Below are 10,065 nucleotides of genomic sequence, written 5' to 3'. Positions count from 1 at the left end.
CCAGAGACCTGACAGGTTTTTAAAACCTATGAGGTTGAAAATATTCAGAATAAAATGAACAAAGAAGAAATCATTCAAAAACTAACAACTATAGTAAAACCTTATGTTCAAAACGAAGAAGGTTTTAAAAACATCTCCGAAGAAACCGATTTTATCAACGATTTAGAAATAAACTCTGCGAATTTGGTAGATATTATTTTAGATGTTGAAGATGCATTCGACATTCATATTGATAACGATTCAATGGAAAAAATGTTATCTGTAAAAGCTACAGTTGCCATTATTCAAGATAAAATGAATGCTTAGAATAGGTAATGACATTGTAGATTTAAAATTAGCCAAAACACAAAGTAATTGGCAAAGACCAGGTTTTTTAGAGAAACAATTCACTCAAAAAGAACAAGAAGATATTTTAAATTCAAAAAAACCATTTGAGCAAGTTTGGTTGTTTTGGAGCATGAAAGAAGCTGCATATAAATGCCACGTTCAGCAGTTTAAAAAACGTTTTTATGCACCCAAAAAATTTGTATGTAAAATAACTTCTAACCAAAGTGGAATTGTAAATTTAGACAACAATATGTATCATGTAAAATATACATTATCAGATAAATATGTTTATTCAGTTGCAAAAGAAATCAATCATACAAAAATGATTTCAGAGTTATTTTTTGTTGATAATATTATGAATGCTACCAAAATTATTGATAAAAAAATTCAAGCCTTTTTTTCACCAGAAATTCAAATTAAAAAGAATCCATTAGGCATACCTTTTATGTATCAAAATGAAAAAATAATGCCCATAAGTCTTTCTAAAACACATCATGGAAATTTTGGTGCATTTGCTTTTATATTAAATAATGAATCTTAAAAAAGAACTTTTTACTCAATGTGAAACTTTTGTAAATAAGCGTTTACAAAATGTAGAAGAAATTATTTCTTCTAACCAAAAAGCATTGCAATCTGAAACCAAAAGTTCTGCTGGCGATAAACATGAAACAGGACGTGCGATGTTGCAATTAGAAATGGAAAAAGCGAGTCAGCAATTAGCAGGTATTTCTCAAATGAGAGAAATTTTAAACAGAATTGACCCTTTTAAAACCAGTAAAACTGCACATTTAGGTAGCATTGTTATTACCAGTAAAGCCAGCTATTTTTTAGCAATTTCTGCAGGTAAACTAACTGCGAGTAGTAAAGACTTTTTTGCGATTTCTATATCTTCTCCAATAGGTAAGTTGTTATTAGGTAAACAAGAAAAAAGTGAGTTTCTTTTTAATGGAGAAACCATTAAAATTGAAAATATTTTTTAATTTTTCCCAATAGCTTTTCGTATATGGCCAAGTTTAAATTCGTTTTGTACGAAGTAAGCGAAGTTAATTAGCGTAAAGTTTACTATCAAACAAACCAGTTAAATAAAACTTACAATTTTAATGACCATTAAAGTAACTGTATATTTGATAAACAAATAAAAGAGTACCTGCAAATATTAAATACCAATTAACGGCTTTATAAAAAGCTGGAAACTGTTTGAGTTTTCTAGAAAGTGTAATTATAAAAACAATAGGAATTAATGCCAATATTTGCCCAACTTCTACCCCTAAATTAAAACATAAAATTTTGGCTAAAAATTGTGCGTTTCCAATATCAAAAGATTGTAATCGGGTAGAGAGTCCAAAACCATGAATCAACCCAAAAAGACCTACCATGAGCAGTAAGTTTGGTGCTTTGACTTTTAATTTTTTAAATCCATTTAAATTTTCAAATCCTTTATATAAAACGCTCAATGCTATTACTGCATCTACAATGTGCTCATTTGCTGTGATACTAAAATAAGTGGCACCTATCAACGTAATACAATGTCCTACAGTAAATATTGTTATAAACTTTAGGATATCTTTAAAACTGTTTAGAAAAAAAACGACTCCAGCTAGAAAAAGCAGGTGGTCATAACCTGTGAGCATGTGTGTTGCTCCCACTCTAATATATGCCCACAAACCACCATTTAGCAATAGCTGTTGGTCTGCATTTGTTACACCATGAGCAAATGCTAAAACAGGAAAAAATAGTAATATTATTAGTATTAGTCGCTTTACACTTAAGAACATTAATCTTCTTTTTTTCTAAAGACTAAAAATAGTACACCTACAATTAATACACTACCTAAAATAAATACCCACATTGGTACACCATCTTCATGGTCATGGTCTTCTAAATGCGTGTGGTTTTCATGTGAGTGACCTACCTCAAAAGTTAAAGTTGCCCATTTAGATCGATGTGTTAATTCATCACTATCTGTAGCTCTAGTCATAAAAATAGTACGTAAATAGTAAATACCATCTTCATGTAATTTTATTGAAACCATACCTTTAGCATTGGTTCTTAATTGTTGGCCATTAGTGTGCGTATGACCATGTTCTTTATCAGTATTGGAATTTTCATGTGAATGTTTTTCTCCATTGTGTTCGTGTTCAAGAACTTTATTACTATGAGAATGTGAGTCTTTACTTTTAATATAGTCAGCAAAAATTAATTGGTTGGTTAAAGGCTTTCCTTCATGTAACAACAATATTTCTAAGGTTTCCCCAATGTGTTTTTCATAAGGATTTGCTTGCGGAACAAACTCGATAGGATAACCCAAAACCGTACTCCAATCATTGCTCTTTACAGTACCAACTTGATAAATAGCCTTTACATGCTTTTGATAATTTTCTACAGCATCTTGATTTAACAGCCCCTCATTTGTACGCATTTTTAGCATATCAAAAACGCCATCACTTTTTAGATAGCTGTTAAATTTTTTAGCAGCAAGTTTTATATTTCTAGCTTTGGTAGAAACTCCTACAACATAAGTTCCTGCATCACCTGTTTTAAAATTTAATTGTGTAATGGTACTGTCTTTGTCTTTCCAATTGGCTGAATCTATTGCAGTACGCTTACCGAGCGCAAAAATAGAAGCATCTAACATGCGATCTCTTGTTATAATATTTTCACTATTCTCAAAAGTACCATTATAAAGGCTTAGGGTAGCTTCTTTATTTGGTTCTAAAAAGTAAGTTTCCATTTTTATATACAAATCGTGACTACAAAACAAAATGAAAGCTAAAAAAAGATAAGTGGGTTTCAGAAATTTAGCTTTAAAATTTTTATTCATAACTTTTGTACTTAACTTCATAATAGGATGTTGAAAATTTATTTTTTGTTTAATATACCGAACTTACTTTCGTAAATGAACGAGTTTTAATATGTGGAGCACGAAGTTAGTAAAAGTTCGTTACAATGAATTTAGAATTAACCTAAATTTATAATAGAAACCTTGATTGTTTTAAAGTGATAAAAAAATTTCTTTCTCTTTTTTGATTGCAGAAGTATGATTAAAATATATTTTTTGTCCATCAAAATTAGCTTCTATCAACCAATAAAAACCTTTAAAATAAGAGTTTAAAACGATAGCTTTCTCGCCAGAATTTTCACTCAACTTTATTTGATGCGGATATAACAAAACTGTTTTTTTGTTGATGCTTATTTCGTTAACATCATCAAACAAAGCAGCTACATATTTTTCTTTTGGGTTGTTGTAAATGTCTTTTGGCGTATTGTGTACTAAGATGCTATTTTGTTTAATAACAAGTAATTTGTCTGCAAAAGAAAGCGCATCGTTTTTATCATGAGTAGCTACAATAGAGGCAATATTTTTTTCTTTTAAATACGCAAACAATCTTCGTCTTAAGCCATTTTTTTTAAAGTTGTCTATTTGTCCAAAAGGTTCGTCTAAAAGTAAAAGTTGAGGTTCTTTTGCCAAAGCTCTAGCAATAGCTACGCGTTGTTTTTGGCCTCCACTTAAATTTTTAACTTTGGTGTTTTTAAAAGCTGTCATTTCTATAACCTCTAACAATTCTTGCGTTCGTTTTTCGCTTTCCTCGGGATAAAATCTTGATAGATGTTTTTTGATGTTTTCTGACACAGAAATGTAGGGCATTAAGTTAAAATCTTGTGCCACGTATTTGAACTTACCAAAACCGGGAACCAAATTAAATTCAGGACCTAAAACGGGTTCATCTTTCCAAAATAGACTGCCTTTTTGTAGGTCTAACAAACCATAAATTGCTTTTAAAAGTGTCGATTTTCCACAGCCACTTTCGCCCATAATACATAAGTGTTCTCCTTGTTTTACAGAAAAGGTAAAGTTTTGTAAAACCGGTTTGTTTTTGGTGTAACTGAAAGAGATATTTTTAACTTTTAGCATGTTGCAAAAGTAAGGTTTCTTTGTCATTTCTGCGAAGGCAGGAATCTATTAATCGCGTTTGTATGAACTCTTGCCTTTACTGGAATGACAAGACCTTAGTAGGTACGCCTGCGTTAGTGATTGAAGCGACATCCTTTTTGTTTTTCACAAAAAGATACAGCGAAAAGCGCGACCTGAAAGGGAACGCCCAAAATTTATAAACACTTATTACAAGAAAAACCGACACTTTCGCATCGGTTTTTAGATATTTTAATAAAAATTATCACAAAGATCGTGATTGTAAAAAGGTTTGCGACCTTACCAAACTCTTACTCTGTCTTCTGGTTTTAAGTACATTTTGTCACCAGGTTGTACGTTAAATGCTTCGTAAAAAGCATCTACATTTTTAAGGGGCATGTATGCTCTGTACATACCAGGTGCGTGTGTGTCTGTCATAATTCTGTTTTTTAAAGCTTCATCACGCATTTTGGTTCTCCAAATGGTTCCCCAAGAAAGGAAAAAACGTTGTTCTGGTGTGTAACCATCTATCTTACCTGGTCTACCATTTTTGTCTAAAAAGATTTGTAAACCTTCGTAAGCTGCTTGTACACCACCTAAATCTCCAATGTTTTCGCCAAGTGTAAACTCGCCATTTAGTTTCATACTATCGATGGCAACAATGTTACTGAATTGTGCAACTAATTTATCGCCGACTTCTTTAAATTCTTCTGCGTCTTTGTCTGTCCACCAATTTTTAAGGTTTCCATCACCATCAAAACGAGCACCAGAATCATCGAAACTATGAGAAATTTCGTGACCAATTACAGCGCCAATTCCACCATAATTTACAGCTTCATCTGCTTTATAATCGTAAAAAGGAGGTTGTAATATGGCTGCTGGAAAAACAATTTCGTTGTTTACAGGATTAAAGTATGCATTTACTGTTTGTGGAGACATACCCCATTCTGTTCGATCTACTTCTTTACCTAATTTTGCCATATTTTTATTATAGTTCCACTTGGTTACATTTATAGCATTTTCGAAATAAGAACCACCCTCTTCTAAACCTTTAACCTGTAGTTCTGAGTAATCTTTCCAAACATCTGGATAGGCAATTTTTACGGTTAATTTGTGTAATTTTTCTAAGGCTTTTGTTTTTGTTTCTTCACTCATCCAAGGTAATTGAGCAATACGTTTTTCGAAACCTAGCATTACATTGTCTATCATTTCTTTGGCTTTTGCTTTAGCTTCTGGTGGAAACATTTTTTCTACATATAACTTTCCTAAAGCTTCGCCAATTGCGCCATTTAAATTACCTAAAGCACGTTCGTCTCTTGGGCGTTGTTTTTTAGCACCACGCATTTCTTTGCTATAGAATTCCCAGTTTGCTTTTTCTAAGTCTGTAGATAAACTACCTAATGCGCTGTTAATGGTGTTCCAACGTAATAAAAGTTTAATATCTTGTACAGAACGATTTTGAAAAATAGTACTCATTGCTTTAAAATAACCAGGATCTGTAACAATAATATTCTCTAAATCTGCAACGCCAATACCTGTTAAATGTGCTTTCCAATCGATTGCTGGTGCCAATTCTGTAAGTTGTGCAACCGTCATTGGGTTGTACATTTTACGAGTATCTCTTCTTTCTTCCTTCGTCATCATTGGTTCTGCTAAACTTTTCTCGAATGCAACAATGGTTGCTGCATTCTTTTTTGCGGTAGTTGCATCATCACCAAATTCTTGTAACATTTTAGCCACAAACTCTTCGTATTTAGCTAGCTTGTCTGCTACTTTAGCATCTACATAATAATCTCTAGACAAACCTAAAGAACCACCACCTAAATAACCTGCGTATTGGCTACTGTTTTTTAAATCGTTAAAAACTGCAAAACCGTAAAAACCACCACCTCCATAAGGAGCCATATTTGTAATGTAATTTTCTACATCTTTTTTGGTTTTTATTTCATCTACTTTTGCTAAAAAAGGCATTACTGGTGCTTTACCTTGTTTGTTTCTAGCAACAGTATCCATTATGGTTTGGTAATAATTTACAGCCTTTTCTTGATCAGAATCTATTTCGTTTCCTTTAGCATCTTTAACTTTTGGAAAATCTCTTTCTGCTATGGCTTGATTTAGGATGTTTAAAACATCTTCATCTGTTTTTTTACGTAATTCACCAAAACCTCCCCAAGAAGTTCTATCATCTGGAATTTTTGTGTTTTTTAACCAGTTTCCGTTTACGTGTTTAAAAAAATCGTCTGTTGGTTTTACTGAAGTATCCATGTTTTCTAAAACGATACCAGCAGATTTTTCTGATTTTTCTTCTTTACAACCAACAAAAGCTAATGAGGCTATTGCAGTTGTAAATAGAACTTTTTTAATTGTTTTCATTTGATTGTTTTTGATTTGAATATTTATTTTGCTCTTTTTCTAGCTTTTTAAATATAATTTATTAGTGATTACAAATTGTATTTTGTTACACCTTTTAACCTTTTATTTTGCTTTTTGGTGGATTTGGCAATTCTTGAAACCCCATATTGTACAAAGTAAATCCAAAAATATTTGCATATTGTGCGATGGTTTTAGCAACTGGTGTACCTGCCCCATGACCAGCATTGGTTTCTATTCTTATTAAAACAGGATTTTCTCCTGCTTGTTTTTCTTGTAATTCTGCTGCAAATTTAAAACTATGTGCAGGCACCACTCTATCATCATGATCTCCAGTAGTTACCAAAGTTGCTGGGTATTTTGTGCCTTTTTTTACATTATGTACAGGCGAATATCCTTTTAAATAATCAAACATTTCTTTACTATCATTGGCAGTACCGTAATCATAAGCCCAACCTGCACCTGCCGTAAATGTGTGATAACGCAACATGTCTAAAACACCCACTGCTGGTAGAGCCACTTGCATTAAATTGGGTCTTTGGGTCATAGTTGCACCCACTAATAAACCACCATTTGAACCTCCTCTGATGGCTAAAAATTTTGAGGAAGTATATTTTTCTTGAATTAGATATTCTGCAGCTGCAATAAAATCGTCAAAAACATTTTGCTTTTGCATTCTGGTACCTGCAATGTGCCATTTTTTTCCAAATTCTCCTCCACCCCTTAAATTCGCAACTGCATAAACACCTCCTTGTTCCATCCAAACAGCGTTTGCAATACTAAATGCAGGGGTTAAACTAACGTTGAAACCTCCGTAACCATATAAAATTGTAGGATTTTTTCCATTGAGTTCCACACCTTTTTTGTGAGTGATAATCATCGGAATTTTTGTGCCATCCTTAGAAGGATAAAATACTTGAGTACTCGTGTACAACTCTGAATTAAAATCGATTTGAGATTTTCGATACAAATCATATTTTCCACTTTCTGGTATATATTTGTAAATAGCACTTGGTGTATTGTAATTGGTGAATGAAAAATACAATTCTCTAACTTTTGTTTTACCACCAAAACCATATACAGAGCCAATACCTGGTAAGTTTACCTCTCTAATTAATTGACCATTAAAATCATATTGCAAAACTTTAGACACTGCATTTACCATATAATTTGCAAAAATAAAACCAGCACCTGTTGTTGGGTTTAATACATTTTTAGTTTCTGGTATAAAATCTACCCAATTTTCTGGAGTAGGATTTGCAGCATCTACTGTAACCACTTTTTGATTAAGTGCCTTTAAATTGGTAACAATATATAATTTGCTTTCGCGATTGTCTAACACATAACTATCGCTTTCTGTAGTAGTTATAATGGGTTTTAGTTGGTTATTTTTTACTGATAAATCTTTGATAAACAATTTATTACCTGAGGTAGAAACTGCTGCAGTAACAATTAAAAAACGATTGTCGTCTGTTACATAACCACCTATATATCTGTGTTTTTCAGCAGGTTTTTCTCCAAAAATAACCAAGTCTTCTTTTTGCGAGGTTCCTAATTTATGGTAATACAATTTATGTTGATCTGTTTTTGCAGATAACTCACTTCCTATTGGTTTATCGTAAGAAGAGTAGTAAAAACCTTCGTTTTTGTACCAAGAAATTCCAGAGAATTTTACATCTACCAAAGTATCTTCTTTGATGGTTTTACTTGCTGCATCTAACACAATAATTTTTCTCCAATCTGAGCCACCTTCTGAAATGGAATAAGCTACAGTTTTACCATCTTTAGAAAAACTAAGTGTACCTAAAGATGTGGTACCGTCTTTAGAAAATGTGTTGGGGTCTAAAAAAACTTCCTCTTTATCATTTTCGCCTTTTTTTCTATAAAATACAGACTGGTTTTGCAAACCATCATTTTTAGAATAATAGGTATAACCACCTTCTTTAAAAGGCGTACCAATTTTTTCGTAGTTCCATAAAGCTGTTAACCTGTCTTTTAACTGTTCTCTGTAAGGTATTTTGTTTAAATAATCGAAAGTCACTTCATTTTCTGCTTTTACCCAAGCCTCTGTTTCAGTACTTCTATCATTTTCTAACCACCTGTAATTGTCTGTAACAGCAGTTCCGAAAATAGTATCTATAACAGGTTTTTTTTGGGTTTTTGGGTATTTTAAAGTCATATTTTTTGGTGAATTTTCTTTGGCGCAAGAAACAAAAATTAAACTGGCTATTAGAAAAGGAATTATGGTATTTTTCATTTGTTAAAGGTTAGGTAGTGTTATCAAATTTACTGTAAAAAATAATGTAAACACTTTACTTTTAGTGTTTTATTGTTATTTTAAACCTTAAATTACTGTTAAAGGAGCTATATGTAATGTTAGAAATCTAAAAACGACTACTTTTGTATAACAATAGAGACGAAATCTTTAATTATTAGTAAAGAAAAAATTCCTGCTTTTACAGGAAATATAAATTAAAGAAATTCAACTTCGTTGAAAAAATATTTTATTATGACAGAAAATTTAACAAAAAAAAGTTTTTTAAAAAAGGTTTTTAATTTTGAAGAAAATAAAGATTGGAAATTTGAAGGAGACAAACCTGCATTAATAGATTTTTATGCAGATTGGTGTGGACCTTGTAAAATGTTGGCACCTGTTTTAGAACAACTTTCAGAAGAATACGAAGGTAAAATAGACATTTATAAGATAGATACAGAAGCAGAGCAGGAGTTGGCTGCTGCATTTGGTATTAGAAGCATACCATCTATGTTGTTTTGTCCTAAAGACGCTGAACCACAAATGGCAAATGGCGCTTTACCAAAAGCAGATTTAGAACGTGTAATCGCCGAGGTTTTAAAGGTGACAAAGTAAAAGCCCATCCTAACCTACCCAAAGGGAAGGAACTTTCATGACTATAAGAAAAAGTAATTACTGTTAACACAGGAATCTAAAAAAACCCTAAAAATTAAATTTTTGGGATTTTTTATTGTTAAAATTTAATACCTAAGAATCTAATGCATCAAAAAATTATGTATATTTGATGCGAGTCGCATAGACAAAATTTTAAAATGTCTGCTAAAGCGCAGTCGAGAGGTTTTAATAATACTCGAATGAGCTCGAACTGACAGATAAAGATTACACAAATAAACAATTACACGATTAAACACCAAAAATGGGAAATCAGAAATTATATAAAGGTTCTTTACAAACCATTATTTTAAAGTTATTAGAAAGTAATGATAAAATGTATGGGTATGAAATTACGCAAAAAGTAAAAGAACTTACCAAAGGCGAATTAAAAATTACAGAAGGTGCATTATATCCTGCTTTGCACAAATTAGAAGCGGATGGTCTGTTGGATGTTGAGGTTGCAAAAGTGGGCAACAGATTGCGTAAATATTACAAACTCACAGAAAATGGTACCAAAGAAACTGCCAACAAGTTGGAAGAAATGCAAGAA

At 32.0% G+C, this 10,065-nt stretch carries 10 protein-coding genes; 5 read left to right on the top strand and 5 right to left on the bottom strand.

The features are described from left to right. The first annotated feature begins 54 nt into the window (after positions 1-54). The 3 genes from ACTG3S_RS09935 to ACTG3S_RS09925 are packed head-to-tail and all read left to right on the top strand — an operon-like array spanning position 55 to position 1,307. Entirely contained in the window at positions 55-306 is a 252-nt protein-coding gene (locus ACTG3S_RS09935) for an acyl carrier protein (RefSeq protein WP_439129204.1), read from the top strand. Then, a complete protein-coding gene (locus tag ACTG3S_RS09930) occupies positions 299-868 on the top strand; it encodes a 4'-phosphopantetheinyl transferase family protein (protein WP_439129203.1) in 570 nt (189 codons plus the stop codon). The genes ACTG3S_RS09935 and ACTG3S_RS09930 overlap by 8 nt, the downstream gene beginning before the upstream one ends. Next, a complete protein-coding gene (locus ACTG3S_RS09925) occupies positions 858-1,307 on the top strand; it encodes a 3-oxoacyl-ACP synthase (protein ID WP_439129202.1) in 450 nt (149 codons plus the stop codon). Before ACTG3S_RS09930 ends, ACTG3S_RS09925 begins: the two co-directional genes overlap by 11 nt. A gap of 117 nt (positions 1,308-1,424) precedes the next feature. Here the strand turns inward: ACTG3S_RS09925 and ACTG3S_RS09920 are convergent, their stop codons facing one another. From ACTG3S_RS09920 to ACTG3S_RS09900, 5 genes are all read right to left on the bottom strand, one after another. Next, the gene (locus tag ACTG3S_RS09920; RefSeq protein WP_439129201.1) at positions 1,425-2,102 is read right to left on the bottom strand and encodes a HupE/UreJ family protein; all 678 of its coding nucleotides are present in this window, start codon (positions 2,100-2,102) and stop codon (positions 1,425-1,427) included. Further along, positions 2,102-3,148 (bottom strand): DUF4198 domain-containing protein, encoded by a 1,047-nt coding sequence (locus tag ACTG3S_RS09915; protein ID WP_439129211.1) that lies wholly within the window; start codon positions 3,146-3,148, stop codon positions 2,102-2,104. Before ACTG3S_RS09915 ends, ACTG3S_RS09920 begins: the two co-directional genes overlap by 1 nt. Before the next feature lie 171 nt (positions 3,149-3,319). Then, positions 3,320-4,240 (bottom strand): ABC transporter ATP-binding protein, encoded by a 921-nt coding sequence (locus tag ACTG3S_RS09910; protein WP_439129200.1) that lies wholly within the window; start codon positions 4,238-4,240, stop codon positions 3,320-3,322. 297 nt (positions 4,241-4,537) lie between these two features. Beyond that, positions 4,538-6,610 (bottom strand): M13 family metallopeptidase, encoded by a 2,073-nt coding sequence (locus ACTG3S_RS09905; protein ID WP_439129199.1) that lies wholly within the window; start codon positions 6,608-6,610, stop codon positions 4,538-4,540. Positions 6,611-6,704: 94 nt separating this feature from the next. Next, a complete protein-coding gene (locus ACTG3S_RS09900; RefSeq protein WP_439129198.1) occupies positions 6,705-8,864 on the bottom strand; it encodes a prolyl oligopeptidase family serine peptidase in 2,160 nt (719 codons plus the stop codon). Positions 8,865-9,116: 252 nt separating this feature from the next. Here ACTG3S_RS09900 and trxA point away from each other — a divergent pair, with 252 nt between their 5' ends. Together trxA and ACTG3S_RS09890 are read left to right on the top strand one after the other, a co-directional pair. Beyond that, positions 9,117-9,476, top strand: coding sequence for a thioredoxin (trxA, locus tag ACTG3S_RS09895; protein WP_439129197.1), 360 nt, complete (start codon positions 9,117-9,119; stop codon positions 9,474-9,476). A gap of 301 nt (positions 9,477-9,777) precedes the next feature. After that, a partial coding sequence (locus ACTG3S_RS09890; protein WP_439129196.1) for a PadR family transcriptional regulator occupies positions 9,778-10,065 on the top strand: 288 nt, incomplete at its 3' end.

This window comes from Polaribacter sp. (assembly GCF_965656025.1).
Lineage (GTDB): Bacteria > Bacteroidota > Bacteroidia > Flavobacteriales > Flavobacteriaceae > Polaribacter.
Note: the sequence above shows the minus strand (reverse complement) of the source record. Positions and strands in the feature narration are given on the sequence as shown.